Here is a 23,671-nt window from a genome sequence, read left to right on the forward strand (position 1 = left end):
CCATGCATACCCACACTGACACCCACGATCTGCGGCATCACGGTGACGCGGAGGTCCGGGACGAGAAGCTGACCGATCTGGCGGTCAATGTCCGTACGAACACGCCGCCCGAGTGGTTGCGGGAGCGGATCGCGGCCTCGCTGACCGGGCTGGCCGCGTATCCGGACGGGCGGGCGGCCCGGGCCGCCGTCGCCGAGCGGCACGATCTGGCGCCGGAGCGGGTGTTGCTGACGGCGGGGGCGGCCGAGGCGTTCGTGCTGCTGGCGCGGGCGTTGCCGGTGCGGCGGCCGGTGGTGGTGCATCCGCAGTTCACCGAGCCCGAGGCGGCGCTGCGGGACGCCGGGCACGATGTGCGGCGGGTGCTGCTGCGGGAGGAGGACGGATTCCGGCTCGACCCGGCGGCGGTGCCGGAGGACGCCGATCTGGTCGTGGTGGGCAATCCCACCAACCCCACGTCCGTGCTGCACCCGGCCGGGGAGCTCGCCCGGCTGGCCCGGCCGGGCCGGACGCTGGTGGTGGACGAGGCGTTCATGGACGCCGTGCCGGGCGAGCGGGAGGCACTGGCCGGCCGGACGGACGTGCCGGGGCTCGTGGTGCTGCGCAGCCTCACCAAGACGTGGGGGCTGGCGGGTCTGCGGATCGGCTACGTGCTGGCCGAGCCCGCGACGGTGGCGGCCCTGGAGAAGGCACAGCCCCTGTGGCCGGTCTCGTCGCCCGCGCTCGCGGCGGCGGAGGCGTGCATGTCGCGGGCGGCGCTGGCGGAGGCGGAGCACGCGGCGCACCGGATCGCGGTGGAGCGCGCCCATCTGCTGGCCGGGCTCGCCGAGTTCGAGGAGGTGCGGGCGGTGGCGTCGGCGGAGGGACCGTTCGTGCTGATCCGCATCGAGGGCGCGGACGTGGTGCGCGAGCGGCTGCGCGCGCTGGGCTTCGCCGCCCGCCGCGGCGACACCTTCCCCGGCCTCGGCCCCCAGTGGCTCCGGCTGGCGGTCCGCGACCGGGCGACGACGAACCGTTTCCTTCAGGCGCTGGACCAGGCGCTGGTGATGGCGGGATGGGCGCGCGGGCCGGGCCGTCAGTCCTAGGGCGTGTCACGCCCCAGGACGCTCTCCCGGGCGGAACGGGCGGGTCCGGCCCGCCCGGGACGGTGGGGTCAGTCGCGGGCCGCGCGGGCGCGACGGGTGAGGGTCAGCGCGACGATGCCTCCGGCGACGAGCCCCAGGGCCCCGCCCGCGAGGTACGGGGTGGCCGAACTGCCGCCCGTCTCGGCGAGGTTGGCCTCGGCAGGTGCGGTCTCGCCGGTCTGGGGGCGGACGCCGGTGTCGGTGGCGGGCTTCCGCGGTGCCGCGGGGGACTCGCAGGTGGCTTCCGCGAGGGTGACGGTGCCGGTGACCTCGGCGACGTTCAGCTTGAGGGGGTTCACCGAGACCTTGAGGCCCAGGGCGGTGGCGGCGGCCGTGCGGGTGGTGGTGTGGGTGTTCGACAGGTCGAGCGTGACCTGGCCGACGCCCGGGACGTCGACCTTGGTCGGGCCGCCGGCCGAAAGCGTCACCTTCTTGCCGAGGACGGTGACATGGCCGAGGAGATTCGATTCGGCGACCGGTCGCCGGCCCGCTTCGCAGACCGCCGTGGAGGTGACCTTCTCGACCTGGATCAGCGACAGCAGGGGCAGTCCGGGAACATGCACGGTCGCCTTGGCGAGGTTGGCGGTTCCCTCGGCCCGGTGGCGGTCGGCGGTGGCCCTGGCGGTGGCCACGTCGGCGCGCAGCACACTGACCGGCCTGCCCCCGTCGACGCCGTCGAGTTCGACGGTCAGGGCGGTCTTGTCGGCGCTCGCCGGGGCCTCGACCTCATTGAGCGTGGCCTTGAGCGGGACGTTGACGGTCTTGTTGAGCAGGGAGACGTCCAGGCCGGTCCGCAGGACGACCGCGGTCGCCCGGCCGTCGCCCGTACCCCCGGTGGCGTGCGCGGCGGGGGCGGCGAGGACCGCGGGGCCGGCGGTGAGCACCAGGGCGGCCGTCGCCGCGGCGGAACGGCGTACGGACGCACGGCTGACGGGGACACGGACGGTGTTGCTGTTCAAGGTGGCGGAACCCCCACAGGAGACAACGGCTCGCCGGACACACTCACGGGGAACACATGAGCGGCGGCGACTGGGACACCGGAATCCTGGCGCACGGAGAGTGAACTCGTGGACACCTGAAGTGAGTTCACCCCAAAGTGGGGTTTCCGCGTGTGCTTTCGATTCCTGCGGCACGGTGGTGCGCGCGAGCCCCGCGGGTCACGCGCAGGGGCATCGCCTCCGTCCGGAGCTGTGACATGACGTGACGTGAGGCACCCTTGGGTGAAGAGGTGGCGACGAGAGTGAGCATCGAGGTCTACCGGGACGACTGGGGCATCCCGCATCTCCGGGCGGACGACGCACACCGGCTCGCCTTCGTGCAGGGCCGCACCACCGCCCTGGACCGAGCCCGGCAGCTGGAGGTGGAGCGGCATCGCGCCCGGGGCACCACGGCGGCCTTCCTCGGCGCCGGGGCCGTGGAATGGGACACCTTCGCCCGCCGCACCCGGCTGGCCGACACGGCCCGCCGGTGCTACGCGGCGCTCGACGCACCGTCTCGCGCCCTGGGCCGCCATGCCCGACGTCGGCGAGGAGTGGCCGGGGCTGGACGGCGACCACGACTGCGTCCTGTCCACGTCCAGCGTCCCGGGTCTGACCGACCTCAGCGCCCGCGGCCCGGCCGCCCGGTACGTGTGGGACCTGGCGCGGCGCGAGGACAGCCTGTGGGTCGTGCCCCTCGGCGCCTCGGGCGTTCCGGGCCACCCGCACGAGCGCGATCAGCTGGCCCTGTGGCTGCGGGGCGGACTCGTCCCCGTCGTCACCGACTGGAGCCGGCTCACCGAGGAGCGGCACGACCACGCCTGAGCCGACGGCCGCCGTCCGGTCCGGCCCAGGGCGTTTCCTTCGGATCGCGCCGGGCTCGTGAGCCGCCCTGGCACGCGCGGCCGCCGCGTCGCCGTCGTCGCCCATGCCCCCGTGGCCCTCCGGGCACGGGAGGCGCCCCCACCGCAGTGGCTTCCCCTCCGCCCTGCGTCCGCGCGCACCGGAAGCCGCACATCCGGCCCGGCCCGATCCGGAGGAAGCGCCCTCGGGCGTGGCCCGGTGGATCATGCTGGGCCCACGACGCTGATCCAGCCCGATCCACCGGACACCCGCTAGCCGGTCGGCCGGCCGTTGAGGATCACCCGCCGCGGGGCGGCCAGGACGCGGACGTCGGCGCGGGGGTCCTCGTCGTAGACGACCAGATCGGCCGGGGCGCCCTCGTCCAGGGCGGGCCGCCCCAGCCAGGCCCTCGCTCCCCAGGTGGCCGCCGACAGGGCCCGCAGCGGCGGGATGCCGGCCCGGACGAGCTCCGCGACCTCGGCGGCGACCAGGCCGTGTGCCAGGGAGCCGCCCGCGTCGGTGCCGACGAACACCGGGATGCCGGCGTCGTAGGCCGCGCCCACGGTGTCGTACCGGCGCTCGTGGAGCCGGCGCATGTGGTCGGCCCAGCGCGGGAACTTGGCCTCTCCCCCGTCGGCGAGCCGCGGGAATGTCGCGATGTTGACCAGCGTCGGCACGATCGCGACCCCGCGCTCGGCGAACAGCGGGATGGTGTCCTCGGTCAGGCCGGTCGCGTGCTCGATGCAGTCGATACCCGCCTCCACCAGGTCCCGCAGCGAGTCCTCGGCGAAGCAGTGCGCGGTGACCCGCGCGCCCAGCCGGTGCGCCTCGGCGATGGCCGCCTCGACCTCGGCGCGCGGCCAGCAGGCCGACAGGTCCCCGAGGCCCCGGTCCAGCCAGTCGCCGACGAGCTTGACCCAGCCGTCGCCGCGCCGCGCCTCCCGGGCGACGTAATCGACGAGGTCGGCCGGCTCGATCTCGTGCGCGTAGTTGCGGATGTAGCGCCGGGTGCGGGCGATGTGGCGGCCCGCCCGGATGATCTTCGGGAGGTCGTCGCGGTCGTCGATCCAGCGGGTGTCGGCCGGTGAACCGGCGTCACGGATCAGCAGGGTGCCCGCGTCCCGGTCGGTCAGGGCCTGCTTCTCGCTGGTGGCCGCGTCGACCGCGCCGTGGGCGTCCAGGCCGACGTGGCAGTGGGCGTCGACCAGTCCGGGCAGCGCCCAGCCCCGTACCGTCCTGACGTCCTGGGCGAGGGCGGGCCGGTCGAAGGTGATCCGCCCGTCGACCACCCAGAGTTCGTCCCGGACGTCCTCCGGGCCGACGAGCACCCGGCCCTTCACCCGCAGCACCACGTGATCGCTCATTCCTGCACTGTACGAGGGGCACCGCTCGGGGGACGAGGGGGGCCGTCGACGAGGCTGGGTAACCTCGGCGGTTGACCGGTCACCCGACGCGTGAGACGGAAGAGAGCACCCCGTGAGCCACCCCCTCCTCGACCTGGCCCCGCTGACCGCCGACCGCTTCGCGGCGATCGAGCGCCGGGTGGCCGCACTGCTCTCCACCGAGCGGAACGTGGTCATCACCCAGGGGGAGGCGCTGCTGCCACTGGAAGGCTGCATCAGGGCCGCGGCGCACCCGGGTTCGACCGCGCTGAACGTGATCACCGGCCCGTACGGGCAGACGTTCGGCGGCTGGCTGCGCGACTGCGGGGCGACGGTCGTGGACCTGGAGGTGCCGTTCCACACGGCGGTGACCGCCGAGCGGGTCGAACGGACGCTGGCGGAGCACCCGGCGATCGACTTCGTGTCGCTGGTGCACGCGGAGGCGGCGACCGGGAACACCAACCCGGTCGCGGAGATCGGCGAGGTGGTGCGGGCGCACGGCGCGCTGTTCCACCTGGACGCGGTGGCGTCGATCGGGGCGGAGCCGGTCCTCCCGGACGCCTGGGGCGTCGATCTGTGCGTCATCGGTGCCCAGAAGGCGATGGGCGGGCCGGCGGGCGTCTCGGCGGTGTCGGTGAGCGAGCGTGCCTGGGAGCGGTTCGCGGCGAACCCGGCCGCGCCGCGCCGCTCGTACCTCTCGCTCCTCGACTGGAAGGAGCGCTGGATCGACGGTGGCCGCAAGGCACTGCTGCACGCGCCGGCGCAGCTGGAGATGCTGGCCCTGGAGGCGTGCCTGGAGCGGATCGAGGCGGAAGGCCTCGACGCCCTGATGGCCCGGCACGCGTCGGCCGCCGCGGCCACCCGGGCCGGCGCGCTGGCGCTGGGCGGCGGCGTCGAGCCGTACGTGCGCGAGGCGAAGGAGGCCGCTCCGGTGGCGACGACGCTGCGCCTCCCGGCCGGCGTGGACGCGTCCGCGCTGGTGGCGAAGGCGCTTGCCGCCGACCCGGCGCTGCCCCTGGCCGCGGTAACGGGAGGGGCGGCGCGCAGCGCCTCCGTCGAGGGCGGTGGTGGGAGCGGGGCGGGCGGCACGCCGGCCGGGGAGCTGATCCGGGTCAACCACTACGGCGCGGACGCCACTCCGGGTGCCGTCCGGTCGTCCCTGACTGCCCTGGGTACGGCGCTCCGCGAGACCGGGGCGAAGGTCGACCTGGCCGGTGCCGGCCGGGCGGCCGACGGGATGTGGGGCTGACTGACCGACAGGGCGTCCAGCAGCGCCCGGACCGCCGGGGTGAGCGGTCCCGGCGGCGTGGCCAGGGAGACCGGGACCGCGAGGTCCGGAAGGGTGTGGAAGACGATCCGGCCGGCCGGCGGAAGGCCGCCGACCGGGTAGAACACGGTCCAGGACGGCTCCGGGGCGGCGGCGAGCTCGGTGAGGGTGTCCTGGAGCGTGGTGAACGGCGGCCCCGGGGTCCAGTGCGGGAGCAGCCGGGTGATCAGGTCGTGGAAGGCCGGGTTGGCGGCGCGCGGGGCGAGACGCAGGGGCAGGGCCGCGAGCCGGTCGAGGGCCGGCGGCTCGTCGCCCGTGAGGCCGAGGGCCGCGGCGTGGGCCGCGGGCACCGCCGCGATCAGCGGGTCGCTCCACAGCGGGTGGAGGGCGACGCCGTCCGCGTGTTCCACGGTGCGGACCAGGGCCGCGTCGAAGGTCCCGGAACGCACCGCCGCGAGCCGGGCCTCCTGGGGCGCCCGTTCCAGGCGTACCCGTAGTCCCGGGCGGCCGGCGGCCAGGGTGTCGAGGGCGCGGTAGACCCGGTCCGCGAACGCGCGGGTGGTGCCGAGCCGCACGAGGCCCTCCGTGCCGGCGGCTATGCCGTCCGCGGTGTGCCGGATCCGCGCGGCGGCGGCCAGCGCGGCGCGCGCCTCCGGCAGCAGCCGCTCCCCGGCCGCGGTGAGGCGCACATGACGGGTCGAGCGGTCGAAGAGCCGCAGCCCCAACTCCCGCTCCAGCCTCGCTATCTGCTGGCTCACCGCCGCCTGGACGATGTGCAGCCGCTCGGCGGCCCGGCCGAAGCCGAGTTCCTCGGCGACCGCGACGAAATACTCCAGCTGACGCAGCTCCACTCCTGGTCCCCCACCCATCACCGTTGATGATCACTGTGGTCGTCAACTGCTTCTTGGCCGCGACTTCTTCCCCACATGTACTTGTTCCGGGGCGCGCACGGCGCCCAAACGCATGTACGGGCAGGGAGGCCTGAATGACTCATCCGGTGGTGCGGGCGGTGCGGCGGAGACGGTCGAGTTGCCGTCGGGAGCGGTGTTCCGGCTGCTGGCGGACAGCAGCGCGACGGCGGGTGCGCTGGGCGCGAACCGGCTGACGCTGCCCGCCGGCGCGGAGGGTGCGAAGCCCCGCCGGCACCTGAGGTCCACCGAGTTCTTCCACGTGCCCGGCGGAACGCTGGAGGTGCTGCTGGGCTCCGAGGTGGTGACGGCGACGCCGGGGGACCTCGTCGTCGTGCCTCCCGGACTGGTGCACGCCTTCGGGGCGGCGCCGGGGGACGGCGCGGATCTGCCGGCGGTGGTGACACCTGGGGTGGAGCGGTTCGGATACTTCCGCGCGCTCGGGCGGATCGCGCGGGGCGAGGAGAAGCGCGCGGGCCTGCTCGCGCGGCAGGAACGCTACGACGTTCACTTTGCCGAAACCGAGAATTGGCGGTGATTCCAGGGATATGTTTTTCTATACATCCGGGGCGAGTAGCTTCCCGCATTCTTCTGCCCCGTTTCCCCAAGCCTAAACGTAAAGATTTCGGTAGGGGCTCGCGCACAATTCAAGGCCGCGTCAAGGCGGTTACTGCAATGTGACCGACTCCACACAGTGCCTGTTTTGCGGGGTAATATCCGGGCAAATCACATCGGTTTCGCGCGTACGTGATAACACATTGATGCGGACCTCCCAACCCTTCACCCCGATGCAATTTCAGAATTTGCTGGGTAAGTTCAATCCGCATGACTGCCGCACAAGCAGACCTTGCACGTGCCCGAAACGAATTCACCGGAGCGATTGCCGTGGACGCGCCCCGGGTGGAGGACGGCGCCGCCATCTGGCGTATCGCCCGCGACTCCGAGGTGCTCGACCTGAACTCCTCGTACAGCTATCTGCTGTGGTGCCGGGACTTCGCCGCGACCTCCCTGGTCGCACGTGGCCCCGACGGTGAGCCGATCGCGTTCGTCACCGGATACGTCAGACCGCAGCGCCCCGAGACGCTCCTGGTCTGGCAGGTGGCCGTCGACCAGGGCCACCGCGGCCGGGGGCTCGCCGGGGTGCTGCTGGACGCGCTGGCCACACGTGTGGCCGCCCGCGGCATCCACACGCTGGAGACCACCATCACCCCCGACAACACGGCCTCCGACCGGCTCTTCACCTCCTTCGCCGAGCGCCGGGGGGCGTCCCTGGAGCGCGAGGTCCTCTTCGACGGAGGGCTGTTCCCCGAGGGGACCCACCAGCCCGAAGTGCTGTACCGCATCGGCCCCATCGCCTCCTGACACCCCCACCCCCACCGAGGAGACCCGCTGTGACCATCACCCCGCCCGCCCTGAGTGTCTTCGAGACCCTGGAGTCGGAGGTGCGCAGCTACTGCCGCGGTTGGCCCGCGGTGTTCGACCGCGCGCAGGGCGCCCGCCTCACCGACGAGGACGGACACACGTACCTGGACTTCTTCGCCGGCGCCGGATCGCTCAACTACGGGCACAACAATCCCGTGCTGAAGCGCGCGCTGCTCGACTACCTGGAGCGCGACGGCATCACCCACGGCCTCGACATGGCGACGACCGCGAAACGCGCCTTCCTGGAATCCTTCCAGAACGTGGTGCTGCGGCCGCGCGACCTGCCGTACAAGGTGATGTTCCCCGGCCCGACCGGCACCAACGCGGTCGAGGCGGCGCTGAAGCTGGCGCGCAAGGTGAAGGGACGCGAGGCGATCGTGTCGTTCACCAACGCCTTCCACGGCATGTCGCTGGGCTCCCTGGCCGTCACGGGCAACGCGTTCAAGCGCGCGGGTGCCGGCGTCCCGCTGGTGCACGGCACACCGATGCCGTTCGACAACTACCTCGACGGCCGCGTCCCGGACTTCCTGTGGTTCGAGCGGCTCCTGGAGGACCAGGGCTCGGGCCTCAACAAGCCGGCCGCCGTGATCGTCGAGACCGTGCAGGGCGAGGGCGGCATCAACGTGGCCCGGCCCGAGTGGCTGCGCGCGCTGCGAGAGCTCTGCGACCGCCAGGACATGCTGCTGATCGTCGACGACATCCAGATGGGCTGCGGCCGCACGGGCGCCTTCTTCTCCTTCGAGGAGGCCGGTGTCACCCCGGACATCGTCACCCTCTCGAAGTCCATCAGCGGCTACGGGCTGCCCATGTCGCTGTGCCTGTTCAAGCCGGAGCTCGACATCTGGGGCCCGGGCGAGCACAACGGCACCTTCCGCGGCAACAACCCCGCCTTCGTCACCGCCACCGCGGCGCTGGACACCTACTGGGCCGACGGCCAGATGGAGAAGCAGACCCTCGCCCGCGGCGAGCAGGTCGAGCAGGCCCTGCTGGCGATCTGCGACGAGAACTCCGCCTACGGCGCCCACTACCGGGGCCGCGGCCTGGTCTGGGGCCTGGAGTTCGCCGACAAGGAGCGGGCGGCCGCCATCTGCCGGCGCGCCTTCGAGCTGGGGCTGCTGCTGGAGACCTCGGGACCGCAGAGCGAGGTGGTCAAACTGCTGCCGCCGCTGACCGCCACGCCCGACGAGCTGGACGAGGGGCTGCGCACGCTGGCCCGATCCGTCCGAGAGACCGCCTGAACCCCGTTTCGAACAAGGGAGTTGCACCACAGTGATCGTCCGATCGCTCAAGGACATCGAGAACACCGAGCGCCATGTGAAGGCGGCGTCCGGCACCTGGGAGAGCAAGCGCATCGTGCTCGCCAAGGAGAAGGTCGGCTTCTCGCTGCACGAGACCGTGCTGTACGCGGGGACCGAGACGTCGATGTGGTACGCCAACCACATCGAGGCCGTGCTCTGCGTCGAGGGCGAGGCCGAACTGACCAACGACGAGACGGGCGAGTCGCACTGGATCGAGCCGGGGACGATGTACCTGCTCGACGGCCATGAGCGGCACACCCTGCGCCCGAAGACCGATTTCCGGTGCGTGTGCGTCTTCAACCCTCCCGTCACGGGACGGGAGGACCACGACGAGAACGGCGTCTACCCGCTGCTGACCGAGGAGGGCTGAAATCCGATGACCGCAACCACGCTGCAGGACCTGTACCCGACCCGAGGCGCGTCCGAGGTCGTGACGCCCCGGCAGGACCCGGTCGTCTGGGGGCGGCTCACCCCGGAGCTGGAGTCGTTCGAGCGTGACGGCTTCCTCGCCGTCGACCGACTCATCTCGGAGGACGAGGTGGCGGTCTACCGGGCCGAGCTGGAGCGCCTGATCGCCGACCCGGCCGTCCGCGCCGACGAGCGTTCGATCATCGAGCCGAAGTCGCAGGACGTGCGGTCGGTGTTCGAGGTCCACCGGATCAGCGAGGTCTTCGCGCGGCTCGTCCGTGACGAGCGGGTCGTGGGCCGGGCGCGCGAGATCCTCGGCTCGGACGTGTACGTCCACCAGTCGCGGATCAATGTGAAGCCGGGCTTCGGTGCGTCGGGCTTCTACTGGCACTCCGACTTCGAGACCTGGCACGCGGAGGACGGGCTGCCGCGCATGCGGACGGTGTCCGTGTCGATCGCGCTGACCGAGAACCACGACACCAACGGCGGCCTGATGATCATGCCCGGGTCGCACCGGACGTTCCTGGGCTGCGCGGGCGAGACGCCGAAGGACAACTACAAGAAGTCGCTGCAGATGCAGGACGCGGGCACGCCCTCGGACGAGGCGCTGACGAAGTTCGCCGACGCGCACGGCATCCGGCTGTTCACCGGCAAGGCCGGCTCGGCGACCTGGTTCGACTGCAACGCCATGCACGGCTCGGGCGACAACATCACCCCGTTCCCCCGGAGCAATGTCTTCATTGTGTTCAACAGCGTGGAGAACACCGCGGTGGAGCCGTTCGCGGCACCGGTCCGCCGGCCGGAGTTCATCGGGGCACGGGACTTCACGCCGGTGCGGTGAACTCCAGCCGGGGGTCCGGGGGGCGCCCCCCGGGAAAACACAGCATCGGGACACGGGACTTCACGCCGGTCCGGTGAGCTCCACGCCGGGGGTCCGGGGTCGCCCCCCGGGAAAACACAGCATCGGGACACGGGACTTCACGCCGGTGCGGTGAGCTCCACGCCGGTGCGGTGACGCGCGGGCGTGGGGGGCGGGGCGGGACCGGGTGGGTCCCGCCCCGTCCGTTTCACCCGGCGGCCAGCGCCGGATAGTCGGTGTAGCCCCGGTGGTCCCCGCCGTAGAAGGTGGACTGGTCCACCGCGTTGTACGGGCCGTTCGCCTTCAGCCGGGCCGGCAGGTCCGGGTTGGAGATGAACAACTGGCCGAAGGCGATGACGTCGGCCGTGCCGTTCTCGACCAGCGTCAGGGCGTCCGCGCCGGTCGGGCCCTCCGTGGCGGGGTTGAGGACGAACGTGCCGGAGAACCGCTTGCGCAGTTCGACGGTGATGTCACGGGCGCCCGGTGCCTCCCCGACGTGCAGGTAGGCGATTCCGAGCGGCTCCAGGGCCTGCACCAGCGCGACGTAGGTCTCCTCGGGGTCGGACTCCTCGATGTCGTTGAAGACGTTTCCGGGCGAGACGCGCAGGCCGGTGCGCTCGGGGCCGATCTCGGCGGCGACCGCCTCGACGACCTCGACGGCGAAGCGGATGCGGCCCTCGACGGAGCCGCCCCACGCGTCGGTGCGCCGGTTGGAGCCGGGCGCGAGGAACTGGTGGATGAGGTAGCCGTTGGCGCCGTGCAGTTCGACGCCGTCGAAGCCGGCGGCCAGGGCGCGCCGCGCGGCGGCGGCGTAGTCGGCGACGGTGGCACGCACCTCGGCGTCGGTGAGTTCGCGCGGGGTGACGAAGTCCTTGGGGCCCTCGGGCGTGTAGACCTGGCCCCTGGCGGCGACGGCGGAGGCGCCCACCGGGTGAAGGTCGCCCGGCTGGTCGGCGATCAGGTCCGGGTGACCGATGCGGCCGGAGTGCATGAGCTGGGCGAAGATCCGGCCGCCCGCGGCGTGCACCGCGTCGGTGACCTTGCGCCAGCCGGCGACCTGCGCGTCGGTGTGCAGTCCGGGGGTGTCCGGGTAGCCCTGGCCCACCGGGGAGGGCTGGATGCCCTCGGTGATGATCAGTCCGGCCGACGCGCGCTGGGCGTAGTACTCCACGGTGAGGTCGGTGGGCACCCGGTCGGCGTCGGCCCGGCTGCGGGTCATGGGGGCCATCGCGATGCGGTTGGCGAGCCGCGTGCCGGCCAGGTCGATGGGGTCGAATGCGGTGGTCATGAATGCCTCCGGCGATCTGTGGCCGACCAATAATGGGTCGGCCAATCTTTTGGCCGCTGTCACTGTAACCCATTCATTGGCCGACCAAGGTAAAATGGTGGTGCGCAGCCGACCCCGAGGAGTTCCCGATGCCCGCCCACCGCTCCGAGACCGGGGCAGAGCCCTTCTGCACGCCCGAGAAACTGCCCTCCGCGGCGCGCGGCGGCCCGGTCAGCCACAGCATCGCGCGGGTCGCCCGGCTGCACCGCATCGCGGCGGGCAAGTTCCTCAAGGCCGCGGGGCTCTACCCCGGCCAGGAGTACCTGATGATGTGGCTCTGGGACGCCGGGCCGGTGCGCCAGTCCGAGCTGATCAAGGCCGTGGATCTGGATCCGTCGACGGTGACCAAGATGCTTCAGCGCCTGGAGCAGTCGGGGTACGTGCGCCGCTCCCCCGATCCGGCCGACCGGCGCGCGGTGCTCGTCGAGGCGACCCCCGCCAGCTGCGCCCTCCACACCGAGGTGGCGAACGCCTGGGCCGGCCTCGAGGAGCACACCCTGGCCGGCCTGGACCCGGAGGAGCGGGCGACCCTGGCCCGGCTGCTCGGCAAGGTCGAGGCCGGCCTCTGCGGCGAGGCTGCGGCCTGCCCTCAGCCGCCGAGCACGTCCAGCGCCCGCTCGACGTCGGCGGCCGTGTTGTAGAGGTGGAAGGACACCCGGAGGTTGCCCGCACGGGCGGAGACGATGACACCCGCGTCGGCGAGTTCCCGCTTCCGCCCGCCGAGGCCGGGCACGGCGACGATCGCCGAGTCGCCCGGCACGGTCTCGTGACCGAGGCCGGCCAGCCCCGCGCGGAAGCGGGCGGCCAGCGCGGTGTTGTGGACGTGCACCGCCTCGACGCCGATCTCCTCCAGCAGCGCCAGGGACTGTTCGGCCCCGTGGTACGCCAGGAAGGCCGGCGGCTCGTCGAACCTGCGCGCGGAGGCCGCGAGCCGTTCGACGGGGCCGTACGGGCCCGCGTCCAGATCGTCGGCCGCCATCCAGCCGGCGTGGACGGGCACGAGTGACTCCTGGGCCTCCTCCCCCACCGTGAGGAAGGACGCGCCGCGGGGGCACATCAGGTACTTGAAGCCACCCGTGACGGTGTAGTCGTACGCGCCGGCGTCCAGCGGCAGCCACCCCACCGCCTGCGTGGCGTCCAGCAGCGTCCGGGCGCCGTGCGCGGCGGCGGCCGTGCGCACCGCCGCCAGATCGGCGACCCGGCCGTCCGCGGACTGCACGGCCGAGAAGGCGACGAGCGCCGTCCCCGGCCGTACGGCGCCCGCGAGCTCATCCAGCGGCACGTACCGCACCTTGAGGTCGCCACGGACGGTGAACGGTGTGATGACTGAGCTGAAGTCGCCCTCGGCGCAGAGCACTTCGGCGCCCGGCGGCAGGGAGTTCGCGATCAGCCCGACATGGACGGAGACCGTGCCGCCGACGGCGACCCGGTCCTCGTGCACCCCGACCAGCCGGGCGAACGCGGCCCGCGCGGCGGTGACGGCCTCGAAGCTCCCGGCGCCGTCCGGACGGCCCGCGGCCGTCGCCTCCGCCAGCTCCTTGACGGCCCCGACGGTCCGGCGGGGCAGCAACCCACAGGTAGAGGTGTTCAAATACGTCTGCGCGGGCGCGAACTCGGCGCCTCCGAGAGGGATCTCCATGGCCACACCCTGACTTCGGTGCACCAGCCCGTCAATGACGCCCGGCGTGCACGGCGCAGTCGCCGTCCGCGTCGCACGAGGCCCCGCCGGCCGGTGCGCCGGCGTCCACGGGCGGGATCGCGCGTCCCTGCCAGGCCTGTTCCAGTGCCTGTGTGAAGACCTCGGCGGGCTGTCCGCCCGAGACGCCGTAGCGCCGGTCGAGCACGAAGAACGGAACCCCGGTCGCGCCGAGCCCGGCGGCCTCGCGCTCATCGGCGCGCACGTCCTCGGCGTACGCCTCCTCGTCGGCGAGCACGCTCCGCACCTCGTCCTCGGCCAGCCCGGCCTCCACACCGAGCCGCACGAGCACCTCGCTGTCGAAGACCGACCGCTCCTCGGCGAAGTTCGCCCGGTAGGCCAGGGTCAGCAGTTCGTCCTGCCGGCCACGCGCCTTGGCCAGGTGCAGCAGCCGGTGGATGTCGAACGTGCTCCCGTGCTCCCGCCCCTCGGTCCGGTACCCCAGGCCCTCGGCCCGCGCGTTGGAGGCGACGTGCTCCTCCATGGCCCGCGCCTCCTCGCGGGTGCGCCCGTACTTCTCCGCCAGCATGTCGATCACCGGCGCGATGTCCCCCTTGGCCCGGTCGGGGTCGAGCTCGAAGGACCGGTGCACGACCTCGACCTCCTCGTGGTGCGCGAACGCCGCGAGCCCCTTCTCGAAGCGGGCCTTGCCGATGTAGCACCACGGGCAGGCGATGTCGCTCCAGATCTCGACGCGCATGTGTCTTCGTTTCTCCCGGTCGTGAGCCGCGCGCGGCTCCAGGGGCCGGGCTACGGTGCGGAGGCCTCCTCCGCCCGCACCTCAACGCGAGGGAGCGATTCCGCATTCCGCGGACCGCGGGCGTGTGAGGGGGGTAACGGTTCCCCCCGGAGAGCCCCGGGTGCCGCGATCGCGGCGGCTACCAGCCGAAGCGCCGGTCGACGAGGGTGGCGAATTCCTCGAAGGTGAGGACCTGGTCGCCGTTCTGGTCGGCGGCGTCGAAGAGCGCCGCGGAGGCGTCCGCGTCGCCCACGGCCCAGAAGGGCAGGTCCCCGTTCGCCGCGAGGGACGGGCCCTTCGCGCGGAGGGCGGAGATCACCTCGAAACGGGTGAGGACGCCGTCGTGGTCGAGGTCGAGCGCGTCGAACAGTTTCCGGGCCTTCTCGCTCATGGCGTGGTCCTTTCCCCTGGGGCCGGTGGCGCTGCCAGCCTATGCCCGGCCCGCACGCGGCCGGTCCGCAGGCCGTCCCGCAGGCGGCCGGTCCGCAACCGGCTGTCGCGCAGGCGCGTACCCCGGGCGACGAGGCGCTTCCGGCACCCGCGCAACTCGGACGGGGTGATGCGGGCACGCTGGCCACCGCTGGTGATCAGCGCGTTCACCGGGGTCATCGGGTCCGCGGCCATCGCCTTGGCCAGCAGGACGCCGGCCACCAGCGGGAGCAGCACCCCGGCCAGCGCCGTGCCGGTGGTGGTGACCTGCGCCAGTCGCGGGCGGCGCGGTACCTCGGGAATCTTGCGCCCTTCGGAGATCATGCGCCCATTCGATCAACGCCGGCCCCGGCCGGGCATGCGGCAAGGTACTCATCCCGTGCTGCCGCCGTACTCATGGTTCCCCGCGCGCCCTGCGTCCTCGTACGCCCGTGCTGTGGTGTCCTGGTGCCGATGCGAAAGATCATCCTGTTCATGTCGGTGTCCCTCGACGGCTACTTCGAGGGCCCGGACCACGAGATCGACTGGCACCTGGTCGACGACGAGCTGCACCAGTACTTCAACGACGAGATCCGGGCGTTGGGCGCCCTGCTCTCCGGCCGTGTCACCTACGAGCTCATGGCCGGGTTCTGGCCGACCGCCGACGCCGACCCGACCGTCTCGGAAACCATGGCGGAGTTCGCCGGGATCTGGCGGGACATTCCGAAGATCGTCTACTCCAGGACGCTGGAGCGGGCGGACTGGAACACCACGATCGTCCGGGACGTCACCGTCGACGAGGTCATGGCGCTCAAGGACCGGCCCGGCGGGGACCTGGGGCTCGGTGGGGCCGCTCTCGCCGGGGTGTTCATGGAGCATGATCTGATCGACGAGTACCGCGTCTTCGTCCACCCGGTGCTGATCGGGCGGGGCCATCCCCTTTTCCCGGTCCGGGACGGCAGGACCGCCCTGCGGCTCGCCGCCACCCGGGCCTTCGGCAACGGGGTCGTCATGCTCCGGTACGAGCGTCCCCGCGACGGCCGCACCGCTCACAGTTGACGGGACGGCCCGCCGGTGTGGGTCGGCGGGCCGTCGCGGTGGGGCTGCGCGGAGGGCGCGGGGTCAGCCGCGGTGCTTGGTGCTGTGGGCTTTCTTGCTCGCCGGGGCGCTGCCCCCGCCGGTGTTGAGGTCGGAGTCCAGGGTGCTGATGGAGCCCAGGACGGGAAGCTCGGGCAGCTTGGGGCCCGCTGCAGCCTCGGCCTGGGCGGGAGTGATGAGGGCGGTGACCACACCGGTGGCGAGGGAGGCGAAGGCGGCCATGGTTCGTTTCTTCATGCTCTCCTCAACGGCCGGGGCGGCCAGGGGTCACCCTCGGCCGCGACGCACCCCTCTCCCGGCCCTGTCAGGACTTGCGTGCGACGTAATAGCTGTTGAGCGGATCCCCCTCGATCGACCGGACGTCGACCTGGGTGAAGCCCGCTTCCGCCAGCATGCGGCGGGCGGTCTGTTCGCCCCAGGCCGTGCCGAGTCCCGCGCCGCCGGTGCTCAGCGACGTGGTCATGCAGTAGAAGACGGAGAAGCCGAACAGCGAGGGTCCGAACGGGTGCCCGATGTTCTCCTCCAGCCTGCTCGACGCCGCGATGTCCACCATGAGGAAGACACCGTCGTCGCGGAGCGCGTCGGCGACGGCCGTGAGGGTCTGCTGCGGCCGGGCCAGGTCGTGGATGACGTCGAACGCGGTGATCAGGTCGTAGCTGCCGGTGATCTCCGTCGAGTCGGCGACCGTGAGCCGGACGTTGTCCAGGGAGAGCCGTGCGGCCTCCGCGCGGCCCGCCTCGATACCCGGTTCCGAGCGGTCCAGGCCGTGGAAGCGGCTGCGCGGGAAGGCCCGGGCGAGGACGACGGGGGCGTGGCCCTGACCGGTGCCGACGTCCAGGACGTCGATGCCGTCCCGGAGGCGCTCCGTCAGCCCGGGGACCAGGGGGACGATCAGGTCGACGAGCGCGGCGTCGAAGACGCGCGCGGATTCCTTCGCCATGAGGGCCTGGAAGCGCGGATAGGCGCTGTAGGGGACGCCGCCGCCCTCCCGGAAGGCGGTGATCACCCGCTGTTCGACCTCACCCATGAGACCGATGTAGGGCATCATCCCGGCGAGGTTGTCGGGGCCCGCGGCGGTGGTGAGCGAGGCGGCGTGCTCGGGCGGCAGCGCGTAGCGGGCTCCGACCGGTTCGTACTCCACGACCCCGCCCACCACCATGCCGCCGAGCCACTCGCGCACATAGCGCTCGTCGAGATCCGCCGCCCCGGCGATGTCGGCGCTGGTCGAGGGCGGCAGCCTGCTCAGTGTGTCGAAGAGGCCGGTCTGGTGCCCGACGCTGATGAGGACGGCGAGCGAGCCCTTGTTGAGCACATCGACCATGAGGTCGGCGAACGCCTGCTGCCGTGGGGGCGGGGGCTCCGATGCCATGGTCCCTCCAGGGGTTAATGAGAAGAAAGGGGATGATCTGCCCCTTTCTGCTCACGGTACGCCGACAGGAGAGGGGTCCCGCGAACCGGTGACGGTGAGGCGGTTCGTGCCCCTGGTGGCCGCGCCGCCGGGTCGGGCCGCCCTGCCCCTGGTGCCCCGCCGCGGGTCAGGCCGGCCTGCGGTACCGGCCCGGGCCGTACCGTGCCGTACTCGCGCTCGAAAGCGGGACCTGTCGCGGGGAACCGGCCCGCGCCGAGGGTCGCCGACCCGGCGAGTCGGGCCCCGATCGGCTCGGCACGCTCGCCGGCCCGCGCCGTTCGGCGACAGTCCGGAGGAAGGGCGAGGGCAGCGCGCCGCGGGCCGGCACGCGGAGGGCGGGCCGGCACGCGGAGGGCGGGCCGCGGGGGCGTACGACACCGTCGGCGTCATCGACCGCGGCCTCCGGCGCACCCCGGCTTCCCGGTGCGGGAGTCCACACTCCAGAATTGGGCCGCTGACACCGCGCCGCCGTCCTTGCGGACTCCGGCCGCTGTTCCTCCCCCACGGCCGTTCGGTATTCTGAACAGCGTTCCTGATGATGAATGAGCTGGACGTTGTTCACGGGCGTTCCCGTGTCACAGGAGGGGCGAGGGCGCATGTCAGCTGCCGAATCCGGAGCGCACGTCAAGTCCGCGGTGCGCACGGTGGAACTGCTCGAGTACTTCGCGGGCCGCCCCGGCATGCACTCCCTGGCCGCCGTGCAGGAAGCGGTCGGGTACCCGAAGTCCAGCCTCTACATGCTGCTGCGGACACTGGTGGAGCTCGGCTGGGTGGAGACCGACGCCACCGGCACGCGGTACGGCATCGGGGTCCGCGCCCTGCTCGTGGGGACCTCGTACATCGACGGGGACGAGGTCGTGGCGGCCGCCCGGCCCGCGCTGGACCGGCTCTCCGACGACACCACCGAGACCATCCACCTCGCCCGCCTCGACGGCACCAACGTGGTCTACCTCGCCACCCGCCAGTCCCAGCACTACCTGCGGCCGTTCACCCGCGTCGGCCGCCGGCTGCCCGCCCACTCCACCGCGCTCGGCAAGGCGCTGCTGGCCACCCACAGCGACGAGCAGGTGCGCAAGATGCTCCCGGAGACGCTTCCGGCGCTGACCGAGCACACCATCACGGACCGCGAGAGGCTCATCGAGGAACTGCACGCCGTGCGCGAGCAGGGCTATGCCGTGGACCGCGAGGAGAACACCCTGGGCCTGCGCTGCTTCGGCATCGCCATCCCCTACCGCACGCCGGCGCGCGACGCGATCAGCTGCTCGGTCCCGGTCGCCCGGCTCACTCCGGCCCATGAACAGCTGATCAAGGACGCGCTGTTCGACGCCCGCGACCGCCTGACGCTGGCCACCCGGAGGCTCTGAGCGGCGGCGGCCCCCACCCGGCGGGCCCCCACCGGGTGGATCGCTTCTCCGCCGCGTGGCGGAGTGGGTTCGTCTCCCGGCAGGAGGTGGAAGGGACCCCGCGAACGGCAGCGTGGAGGCATGACACCGACACCGCTCGCCCGTCCCGTCCCGGCCGCGCCCGTGCCGCCCGCCACGACCGCCGCATCCGTCACGCCCGCCTGGCAGCCGCCCGGCAGGGCACGCCGGGTGCTGCGCGTCCTGGCCGCCGTCGCGTGCGTCCCCTACGTGGGGCTCAAGGTCGCCTGGGTCGCGGGCAGCCGTGTCGGCATCCCCGCGGGCAGTCCGCTGCTGGAGGACCGGGCGTTGATGGCCGCGGTCAACAGCGTGACCATCCTGATGGACGCGGCCGTCGTCGTACTGGCACTGCTGCTCACGCAGCGCTGGGGGATACGGGTGAGGGCCTGGCTGCTCGCCGTGCCGATGTGGGCGGCGACCGGACTGCTCGCACCGATCATGATCGGCTTCCCGCTCCAGACGATCACCTCACTGGCCGGCGGAGGCGGCGAGGGAATCGGCGCCGGCGAGAAGCCCTTCCTCGACGACTGGGTCTTCGGCGTCGTCTACGGCGGGTTCATCGTGCAGGGCCTCACGCTCGGCACCCTGTTCGTGCTGTATGCCCGGGACCGCTGGGGGCATGTGTGGCAGGGCCGGCTCTGCGGCGTCGAGCCGGCCGGAAGGCTCCGGCGGGTCGCCGCCGTGACCGCGTCGGCGCTCCTGCTGGCACCGGCCGTGGTGCACGCGATGTGGGCGGCCGGCTCGACGTGGGGGCTCTCCCCGTCCCGGATCGCCGGGCGCACCGGTGGCTACCCCGTCCTGGAAGGGCTGCAGGTCTGCTACGCGCTGGCCGCGGCGGCCGGCGTGCTGTTGCTGGTGTTCCGGCCGTGGCGCTCGCTGCCGGTGAAGGCGCCCCTGGCGGCCGCCTGGCTCGGGTCCGCCACGGTGGGCTGCTGGGGCGGCTGGATGGCGCTGGCGGCGCTGCTGCCGCAGACCGATCCCGACACCGCGCCCACGGTGGTCATGACCCTGACCTACGCTGGGGAAATGATCACGGGGACGATACTGGCCGTCTGTGTCGCGGCCTTCCTGCGGCGGCGCGCCGCGTGAAGGCTCTGCTGGTGGCGGTGCTGGGCCGCCGGGCCCGGCTGCGCTGGGCCCATCTCATCCTGGGTGGCGCGCTGTTGATGCCGTTCTGGATGGTGGGCTCGGTGGCCATGGCGCTGGTCGTGGGCTCCGAGGGCGGCGTCCTGTCGAACTCGGTGGCCGTGCAGTTCGGCGCGTACGCGATCGCCCTGCCGCTCGCCGCCGTCGTCGCGCTCTTCCCGCTCGCCCGGCCCATGTCGGTGTCGGTGGTGCGGACGCTGTGCGGGGTGCCGGCCGAGCTGTTCGCGGACAGCCCGGCGCGGACGCGCGCGGCCAAGGCCCGCACCGCGGCCTGGTTCACCCTGCATGTCGGAGTGGGTGGTCTGGTCAGCGGGGCGAGCCTGGCCCTGCCGCCGTTCGCCGTCATGCTGATGATGCTGCCGTTCTCGCGTTCGCTGCGCGAGGCCGAGGTCAGCCGCGCGTGGTCGCTGGACAGCGCCTGGTTGGTCTACGGCGGTGTGCCCCTCGGCCTCGTGCTGCTGCTGGCGCTCTCGGCCGTCGCCGCCGCCGCCGGCGCGCTGCTGGCCCGGCAGGCTCCACTGCTGCTGGGTCCGTCGCCCGAGGACCGGCTCGCGGCGGCCGAGCGGAGGGCCGCGGAACTGGCCGTACGCAACCGGCTGGCCCGGGAGTTGCACGACTCGGTCGGCCATGCGCTGAGCGCCGTCACGCTTCAGGCGAGCGCCGCCCGCAAGGTCCTGGACAGCGACCCCGGGTTCGTTCGGCAGGCGCTCGCGGCGATCGAGGAGACCACGCGCCGCACCGTCGGCGAACTCGACTCGGTCATCGGGCTGTTGCGGCAGGGTGAGGACGACGGCGAGCTGCCCGGGCCCGGTCTCGACGCGCTGGACGGGCTGCTCGCGGGGACGGCCGGGCTGAGGGTGTCCCTGAGCGTCGAGGGCGGGGAGCCCGGCGACGTGACCGGGCCGGTGTCGCGGGAGGCGTACCGGATCGTCCAGGAAGGCCTGACGAACGCGGTCCGGCACGCGGCCGGAGAACCGCTGTCGGTGCGGATCGCACTGCACCAGGAGGAGTTGGAGATCACCATGGAGAATCCGCTGCCCGCCGCTCCGGCGGTGGTCCGCCCCGGTGGCGGCCTCGGCCTGCGCGGCATAAACGAGCGGGCCCGGCTGCTGGGCGGGACCGCGCTGGCCGGCCCGGTGGACGGGATGTGGCGGCTCGCCGTCCGCCTGCCGCGGACGACGGGCGGTGCCCGGTGAACGCGGACCGGCCGATCCGCGTCGTCCTCGCGGACGACGAGCTGATGGTGCGTACCGCGCTCCGTGTGATCCTGGACGCCGAGCCCGACCTGGAGGTGATCGGGGAGGCGTCGACGGGAGCCGAGGCGGTGTCCGTGGTGCGCGAGCTGCGCCCCGACGTGGTCCTGATGGATGTGCGGATGCCGGAGATCGACGGCATCCGGGCCACCGAGCAGCTCCTCGCGTCGATGCCCGGGCCGCCGCGCATCGTGGTGGTGACGACCTTCGAGAACGACAGCTATGTGTACGACGCGCTGCGTGCCGGCGCGGCCGGGTTCCTGCTGAAGCGGGCGGCCGCCGAGGATCTGGTCGGGGCGGTGCGGCTGGTGGCGCGCAGCGACTCGCTGCTGTTCCCGGCGGCCGTGCGGGGCCTGGCCGCGGAGTACGGGCACCGGCGGGCGGCGCCCGTCCCGGCCTGGGTGGGGCGGCTGACCGACCGGGAGGCGGAGGTGCTGCGGCTGATGGCGACGGGCCTGACGAACGCGGAGATCGCCGGCCGGCTGGAGGTCGGCCCGGCGACGGCGAAGACCCATGTGGCGGCGGTGCTGGCCAAGACGGGGGCCCGGGACCGCACCCAGGCGGTGATAGCGGCGTACGAATCGGGGTTCATCACACCCAGCGGATGAACGTTTCCTGAGAAACGGGGCGTAACGGAACCCGGCCTCGGCGGTCGCTCGTCCTTGTGTGCGGGATGAACAAGACGATCAGAAGAGCCGCGGTCTTCTCCCTGCTGCTGGTCCTCGCCCTGCTGGTCCGGGCGACCTGGGTGCAGGCGTACCAGGCCAAGGCGCTCGCGGACGACAAGCACAACCGGCGGAACGTCATGGCGCAGTACGCCCGGCCGCTCGGGGACATCATCGTGGCCGGTTCGCCGGTCACCGGATCCAAGCGGACGGTGAGCGGTGACCTCGCGTACCGGCGGACCTACACCGAGGGCGAGCTGTACGCCGCGGTCACCGGGTTCGGCTCGCAGGCGTACGGCTCCAACCAGCTGGAGGGCATCTACTCCAAGGTGCTGGACGGGACCGACCCCCGGCTGAAGAACCCGTTCGACGCGCTCACCGGCAAGCAGGGCGAGCCCGGTGACGTCCTGACGACGATCGACCCGGCGGTGCAGAAGGCCGGGTTCGAGGCGCTGGGCGACACGAAGGGCGCGGCCGTCGCGATCGACCCGAAGTCCGGGAAGATCCTCGGCATGGTCAGCACCCCGTCGTACGATCCGTCGGCGATCGCCGGCTCGGCGGACGGCGCCGCCTGGCGGAAGCTGAACACCGACGAGGACAAGCCGCTGGTGAACCGGGCGATCCGGCAGCCGGTGGCGCCCGGTTCGACCTTCAAGCTGGTCGTCGCGGCGGCGGCGCTGGAGGACGGGCTGTACGACTCGGTCGACTCCGCGACGCGCAGCCCCGACCCGTACACCCTGCCGGGCACGCGGACGGTCCTGGAGAACGAGAACCCGTCCGCGCCGTGCGAGAACGCCTCCCTGCGCACGGCCCTGCAGTACTCCTGCAACAACGTCTTCGCGAAACTGGCGGTCGACCTCGGGCAGGACAAGGTCAGGGCGACGGCGGAGAAGTTCGGCTTCAACGACGCCGAGCGGGACGTGCCGGTGCGGGCCTACGCGAGCGTCTACCCGAAGGACATGGACAAGCCCGGCACGGCGCTGACCGGCATCGGCCAGTTCGACGTGACGGCGACCCCGCTGCAGATGGCCATGGTCTCGGCGGCCATCGCCAATGACGGGGTGCTGTCACCGCCGCACATGGTGTCCGAGGTGGTGGACGCCGACGGCAACACACTGGAGAAGCCCGGCGACGAGGACGGCACGAGGATCGTCTCCTCCGCCACCGCCGAGCAGTTGCGCAGCGCGATGGTCACCGTCGTCGAGGACGGCACCGGCAGCAACGCCGCCGTGCGGGGCGCGGAGGTCGGCGGCAAGACGGGTACGGCGCAGCGCGGCGTGGACAACAGCGAGAAGCCGTACGCCTGGTTCACGTCGTACGCCAAGGACGCGGCGACCGGCGAGGAGGTCGCCGTCGCCGTGCTCGTCGAGGACTCGAACGCCCGGCGGGCCGAGGTCAGCGGCAACGGCCTGGCGGCGCCGGTGGCACAGAAGATGATGGCGGCGGCGCTGAAACCGTCCCGCTGAACAGGGCGGCAGGAGGCCCCCGGTGGGCGGGGCCGCGGCGGCGCACGGTATGCAGGGGCGATCATCCGCTGCGTATGGAGGACTGACCCGTGCGGCCGCTGCCCCGCCCCCGTTCCCTGTCCGGCTGGACCATAGCCGTCTTCGGACTGCTCGCCACGGCAGTCGGCGCGGTCGGCCTGATCGACCCGGACGCGCTGCTCACGCTCATGGGCTTCGGGCCCGTACCGGGTGCCGGGCGCGCGGAGGGGGATCACACCCTGGTGTTCCTGACGGCGTCCTCGATGGCCGCGGTCAACATGGGTGTCTACTACGTGCTCGCGGCCCTGGCCGACTGGAAGGCCTTCTTCCGCTGGACGGTGCCGTTCCGGCTGCTGACCTGTGTGGTGTTCACGGGCGCGGTGCTCTCCGGGCGCGCTCCGGCCGGGTTCCTGGGCGTCGGCCTGTGGGAGGGCCTGGGCGCGCTCGTCACGGGGCTGGCGCTGCGCCACGAGGGGCGGCGTAGGGCGGCGGAGCGGCTCAGCGGCCAGGAATAGGGCAGGTGCCCGATCCTCACGGCCCT

General features: G+C 72.7%; 24 protein-coding genes and 3 pseudogenes. 17 read left to right on the top strand and 10 right to left on the bottom strand.

Features of this window, described 5'->3' with window-relative positions:
• Positions 1-2: 2 nt before the first annotated feature.
• Positions 3-1,082 carry an Rv2231c family pyridoxal phosphate-dependent protein CobC gene (gene cobC / locus ACY34K_RS00375; protein ID WP_462741646.1) on the top strand — a complete coding sequence of 360 codons (1,080 nt, stop codon included), beginning with the start codon at positions 3-5 and terminating at the stop codon, positions 1,080-1,082.
• Between the two features lie 68 nt (positions 1,083-1,150).
• Here cobC and ACY34K_RS00380 read toward each other — a convergent pair whose 3' ends face one another.
• Entirely contained in the window at positions 1,151-2,080 is a 930-nt protein-coding gene (locus ACY34K_RS00380) for an SCO1860 family LAETG-anchored protein (protein WP_462741649.1), read from the bottom strand.
• Positions 2,081-2,361: 281 nt separating this feature from the next.
• Between ACY34K_RS00380 and ACY34K_RS00385 the strand changes: the two are divergent.
• Together ACY34K_RS00385 and ACY34K_RS00390 are read left to right on the top strand one after the other, a co-directional pair.
• Positions 2,362-2,542, top strand: a pseudogene (locus tag ACY34K_RS00385) (penicillin acylase family protein); the annotation flags it as partial.
• 57 nt (positions 2,543-2,599) lie between these two features.
• Positions 2,600-2,923, top strand: a pseudogene (locus ACY34K_RS00390) (penicillin acylase family protein); the annotation flags it as partial.
• Positions 2,924-3,213: 290 nt separating this feature from the next.
• On the opposite strand, the gene ACY34K_RS00395 reads toward ACY34K_RS00390, so the two are convergent.
• Complete coding sequence (locus ACY34K_RS00395) at positions 3,214-4,305, bottom strand: amidohydrolase family protein (protein WP_462741652.1); 1,092 nt, start codon at positions 4,303-4,305, stop codon at positions 3,214-3,216.
• A gap of 112 nt (positions 4,306-4,417) precedes the next feature.
• Here ACY34K_RS00395 and ACY34K_RS00400 point away from each other — a divergent pair, with 112 nt between their 5' ends.
• Entirely contained in the window at positions 4,418-5,572 is a 1,155-nt protein-coding gene (locus ACY34K_RS00400; RefSeq protein WP_462741654.1) for a pyridoxal-phosphate-dependent aminotransferase family protein, read from the top strand.
• A 68-nt stretch (positions 5,573-5,640) separates the two neighbouring features.
• Here ACY34K_RS00400 and ACY34K_RS00405 read toward each other — a convergent pair.
• Positions 5,641-6,459, bottom strand: a pseudogene (locus ACY34K_RS00405) (LysR family transcriptional regulator); the annotation flags it as partial.
• Positions 6,460-6,553: 94 nt separating this feature from the next.
• Between ACY34K_RS00405 and ACY34K_RS00410 the strand changes: the two are divergent.
• From ACY34K_RS00410 to thpD, 5 genes are all read left to right on the top strand, one after another.
• On the top strand, positions 6,554-7,036 hold the full coding sequence (locus ACY34K_RS00410) for a cupin domain-containing protein (RefSeq protein ID WP_462741657.1): 483 nt from the start codon (positions 6,554-6,556) through the stop codon (positions 7,034-7,036).
• 287 nt (positions 7,037-7,323) lie between these two features.
• Positions 7,324-7,860 carry a diaminobutyrate acetyltransferase gene (gene ectA, locus ACY34K_RS00415; protein WP_462741661.1) on the top strand — a complete coding sequence of 179 codons (537 nt, stop codon included), beginning with the start codon at positions 7,324-7,326 and terminating at the stop codon, positions 7,858-7,860.
• Between the two features lie 29 nt (positions 7,861-7,889).
• A complete protein-coding gene (gene ectB / locus ACY34K_RS00420; protein WP_462741664.1) occupies positions 7,890-9,158 on the top strand; it encodes a diaminobutyrate--2-oxoglutarate transaminase in 1,269 nt (422 codons plus the stop codon).
• A gap of 31 nt (positions 9,159-9,189) precedes the next feature.
• Entirely contained in the window at positions 9,190-9,588 is a 399-nt protein-coding gene (locus ACY34K_RS00425) for an ectoine synthase (protein WP_462741667.1), read from the top strand.
• A 6-nt stretch (positions 9,589-9,594) separates the two neighbouring features.
• Positions 9,595-10,467 (top strand): ectoine hydroxylase, encoded by an 873-nt coding sequence (gene thpD / locus ACY34K_RS00430; protein ID WP_462741669.1) that lies wholly within the window; start codon positions 9,595-9,597, stop codon positions 10,465-10,467.
• A gap of 226 nt (positions 10,468-10,693) precedes the next feature.
• On the opposite strand, the gene ACY34K_RS00435 is transcribed toward thpD, so the two are convergent.
• Positions 10,694-11,773: an alkene reductase gene (locus tag ACY34K_RS00435; RefSeq protein ID WP_462741672.1), complete on the bottom strand. Its 1,080-nt coding sequence runs from the start codon at positions 11,771-11,773 to the stop codon at positions 10,694-10,696.
• A gap of 128 nt (positions 11,774-11,901) precedes the next feature.
• Between ACY34K_RS00435 and ACY34K_RS00440 the strand changes: the two genes are divergently transcribed.
• A complete protein-coding gene (locus ACY34K_RS00440; protein ID WP_462741675.1) occupies positions 11,902-12,453 on the top strand; it encodes a MarR family winged helix-turn-helix transcriptional regulator in 552 nt (183 codons plus the stop codon).
• Here ACY34K_RS00440 and ACY34K_RS00445 read toward each other — a convergent pair.
• The 4 genes from ACY34K_RS00445 to ACY34K_RS00460 all read right to left on the bottom strand — a co-directional run bounded on the left by ACY34K_RS00445 (position 12,402) and on the right by ACY34K_RS00460 (position 15,000).
• A complete protein-coding gene (locus ACY34K_RS00445; RefSeq protein WP_462741678.1) occupies positions 12,402-13,451 on the bottom strand; it encodes an aminotransferase class V-fold PLP-dependent enzyme in 1,050 nt (349 codons plus the stop codon). The two genes, ACY34K_RS00440 and ACY34K_RS00445, sit on opposite strands and share 52 nt — an antisense overlap.
• 31 nt (positions 13,452-13,482) lie before the next feature.
• Positions 13,483-14,208, bottom strand: a complete 726-nt coding sequence (locus ACY34K_RS00450; protein WP_462741680.1) for a DsbA family oxidoreductase — start codon at positions 14,206-14,208, stop codon at positions 13,483-13,485.
• A gap of 178 nt (positions 14,209-14,386) precedes the next feature.
• Positions 14,387-14,638 carry an EF-hand domain-containing protein gene (locus tag ACY34K_RS00455; protein WP_462741683.1) on the bottom strand — a complete coding sequence of 84 codons (252 nt, stop codon included), beginning with the start codon at positions 14,636-14,638 and terminating at the stop codon, positions 14,387-14,389.
• Positions 14,635-15,000 (bottom strand): hypothetical protein, encoded by a 366-nt coding sequence (locus ACY34K_RS00460; RefSeq protein WP_462741686.1) that lies wholly within the window; start codon positions 14,998-15,000, stop codon positions 14,635-14,637. The genes ACY34K_RS00455 and ACY34K_RS00460 overlap by 4 nt, the downstream gene beginning before the upstream one ends.
• Before the next feature lie 129 nt (positions 15,001-15,129).
• Between ACY34K_RS00460 and ACY34K_RS00465 the strand changes: the two genes are divergently transcribed.
• Positions 15,130-15,714 (top strand): dihydrofolate reductase family protein, encoded by a 585-nt coding sequence (locus tag ACY34K_RS00465; RefSeq protein WP_462741688.1) that lies wholly within the window; start codon positions 15,130-15,132, stop codon positions 15,712-15,714.
• A gap of 63 nt (positions 15,715-15,777) precedes the next feature.
• Here the strand turns inward: ACY34K_RS00465 and ACY34K_RS00470 are convergent, their stop codons facing one another.
• Complete coding sequence (locus ACY34K_RS00470) at positions 15,778-15,990, bottom strand: hypothetical protein (protein ID WP_462741691.1); 213 nt, start codon at positions 15,988-15,990, stop codon at positions 15,778-15,780.
• 67 nt (positions 15,991-16,057) lie between these two features.
• A complete protein-coding gene (locus ACY34K_RS00475; protein WP_462741693.1) occupies positions 16,058-17,122 on the bottom strand; it encodes a class I SAM-dependent methyltransferase in 1,065 nt (354 codons plus the stop codon).
• Between the two features lie 635 nt (positions 17,123-17,757).
• Here ACY34K_RS00475 and ACY34K_RS00480 point away from each other — a divergent pair.
• From ACY34K_RS00480 to ACY34K_RS00505, 6 genes are all read left to right on the top strand, one after another.
• The gene (locus ACY34K_RS00480; protein ID WP_462741696.1) at positions 17,758-18,525 is read left to right on the top strand and encodes an IclR family transcriptional regulator; all 768 of its coding nucleotides are present in this window, start codon (positions 17,758-17,760) and stop codon (positions 18,523-18,525) included.
• Positions 18,526-18,645: 120 nt separating this feature from the next.
• Complete coding sequence (locus ACY34K_RS00485; RefSeq protein WP_462741699.1) at positions 18,646-19,671, top strand: hypothetical protein; 1,026 nt, start codon at positions 18,646-18,648, stop codon at positions 19,669-19,671.
• Positions 19,668-20,924 carry a sensor histidine kinase gene (locus ACY34K_RS00490; RefSeq protein ID WP_462741702.1) on the top strand — a complete coding sequence of 419 codons (1,257 nt, stop codon included), beginning with the start codon at positions 19,668-19,670 and terminating at the stop codon, positions 20,922-20,924. The genes ACY34K_RS00485 and ACY34K_RS00490 overlap by 4 nt, the downstream gene beginning before the upstream one ends.
• A gap of 14 nt (positions 20,925-20,938) precedes the next feature.
• Positions 20,939-21,589, top strand: a complete 651-nt coding sequence (locus ACY34K_RS00495; protein WP_462742708.1) for a response regulator transcription factor — start codon at positions 20,939-20,941, stop codon at positions 21,587-21,589.
• Between the two features lie 65 nt (positions 21,590-21,654).
• Positions 21,655-23,112 (top strand): peptidoglycan D,D-transpeptidase FtsI family protein, encoded by a 1,458-nt coding sequence (locus tag ACY34K_RS00500; protein ID WP_462741705.1) that lies wholly within the window; start codon positions 21,655-21,657, stop codon positions 23,110-23,112.
• Between the two features lie 89 nt (positions 23,113-23,201).
• Positions 23,202-23,645, top strand: a complete 444-nt coding sequence (locus tag ACY34K_RS00505) for a hypothetical protein (protein WP_462741708.1) — start codon at positions 23,202-23,204, stop codon at positions 23,643-23,645.
• Positions 23,646-23,671: the final 26 nt, after the last annotated feature.

Source organism: Streptomyces sp. STAM6 (genome assembly GCF_054963715.1).

Bases quoted from the DNA above. Each gene is read 5' to 3' on its own strand.
- ACY34K_RS00465 (WP_462741688.1), top strand. From the start codon at position 15,130: ATGCGAAAGATCATCCTGTTCATGTCGGTGTCCCTCGACGGCTACTTC.
- ACY34K_RS00485 (WP_462741699.1), top strand. From the start codon at position 18,646: ATGACACCGACACCGCTCGCCCGTCCCGTCCCGGCCGCGCCCGTGCCG.
- ACY34K_RS00470 (WP_462741691.1), bottom strand. From the start codon at position 15,990: ATGAAGAAACGAACCATGGCCGCCTTCGCCTCCCTCGCCACCGGTGTG.
- ACY34K_RS00440 (WP_462741675.1), top strand. From the start codon at position 11,902: ATGCCCGCCCACCGCTCCGAGACCGGGGCAGAGCCCTTCTGCACGCCC.
- ACY34K_RS00445 (WP_462741678.1), bottom strand. From the start codon at position 13,451: ATGGAGATCCCTCTCGGAGGCGCCGAGTTCGCGCCCGCGCAGACGTAT.
- thpD (WP_462741669.1), top strand. From the start codon at position 9,595: ATGACCGCAACCACGCTGCAGGACCTGTACCCGACCCGAGGCGCGTCC.
- ACY34K_RS00450 (WP_462741680.1), bottom strand. From the start codon at position 14,208: ATGCGCGTCGAGATCTGGAGCGACATCGCCTGCCCGTGGTGCTACATC.
- ACY34K_RS00395 (WP_462741652.1), bottom strand. From the start codon at position 4,305: ATGAGCGATCACGTGGTGCTGCGGGTGAAGGGCCGGGTGCTCGTCGGC.
- ACY34K_RS00500 (WP_462741705.1), top strand. From the start codon at position 21,655: ATGAACAAGACGATCAGAAGAGCCGCGGTCTTCTCCCTGCTGCTGGTC.
- cobC (WP_462741646.1), top strand. From the start codon at position 3: ATGCATACCCACACTGACACCCACGATCTGCGGCATCACGGTGACGCG.
- ACY34K_RS00435 (WP_462741672.1), bottom strand. From the start codon at position 11,773: ATGACCACCGCATTCGACCCCATCGACCTGGCCGGCACGCGGCTCGCC.
- ACY34K_RS00410 (WP_462741657.1), top strand. From the start codon at position 6,554: ATGTACGGGCAGGGAGGCCTGAATGACTCATCCGGTGGTGCGGGCGGT.
- ACY34K_RS00475 (WP_462741693.1), bottom strand. From the start codon at position 17,122: ATGGCATCGGAGCCCCCGCCCCCACGGCAGCAGGCGTTCGCCGACCTC.
- ACY34K_RS00460 (WP_462741686.1), bottom strand. From the start codon at position 15,000: ATGATCTCCGAAGGGCGCAAGATTCCCGAGGTACCGCGCCGCCCGCGA.
- ACY34K_RS00480 (WP_462741696.1), top strand. From the start codon at position 17,758: ATGTCAGCTGCCGAATCCGGAGCGCACGTCAAGTCCGCGGTGCGCACG.
- ectA (WP_462741661.1), top strand. From the start codon at position 7,324: ATGACTGCCGCACAAGCAGACCTTGCACGTGCCCGAAACGAATTCACC.
- ACY34K_RS00455 (WP_462741683.1), bottom strand. From the start codon at position 14,638: ATGAGCGAGAAGGCCCGGAAACTGTTCGACGCGCTCGACCTCGACCAC.